Raw genomic sequence first — 494 nt, 5'->3', positions numbered from 1 at the left:
GTGGCGGCGTATGCGGACAGTGCCGCGCTGGTGCGCAGCTTCTTCAGCGCGCGGCTGGCCTGACTCTTCACGTTGCCGACCGAGCAGCCGAGGATGTGTGCCGTCTCCTGCTCGCTCAGGCACTCCCAGTAGCGCAGCACGACAACGGCCCGCTGACGGGGCGGCAGCGTGGCCAGGGCGGCGAACAGCTCCGACCGGGTGTCGTAACTGTCGGGACGCCCGGCGTCCCCGGAGGCACTGCGCTGCTCGGGCAGATGAGGCGTCAGCAGCTGCACGACCCGCCGTTTGCGCTGCCGCGTGGTGTTGTTGTTGATCAGGGCACGCCGGACGTACTGGTCGGGTGCGTCCAGGGTGCGTATGTGGGACCAGCGCAGATACACCTTGGCCAGGGTGACCTGGACCAGATCCTCGGCCTCGTGATGGTCCCCGTTGGTCAGCAGATACGCCGTCCGCAGCAGCCGCGGCCAGCGAACAGCCGCGTACGTCTCGAAGTC

At 68.4% G+C, this 494-nt stretch carries 1 protein-coding gene; it reads right to left on the bottom strand.

The window, feature by feature from the left end; translation table 11 throughout:
* Positions 1-494: SigE family RNA polymerase sigma factor (locus DI272_RS44035; RefSeq protein ID WP_109501478.1), on the bottom strand; the 494-nt coding region annotated here is incomplete at both ends.

Origin of the sequence: Streptomyces sp. Act143 (genome assembly GCF_003143935.1) — a bacterium.
Taxonomy (GTDB): Bacteria; Actinomycetota; Actinomycetes; order Streptomycetales; family Streptomycetaceae; genus Streptomyces.
This window is presented reverse-complemented; position numbering and strand designations above follow the sequence as displayed.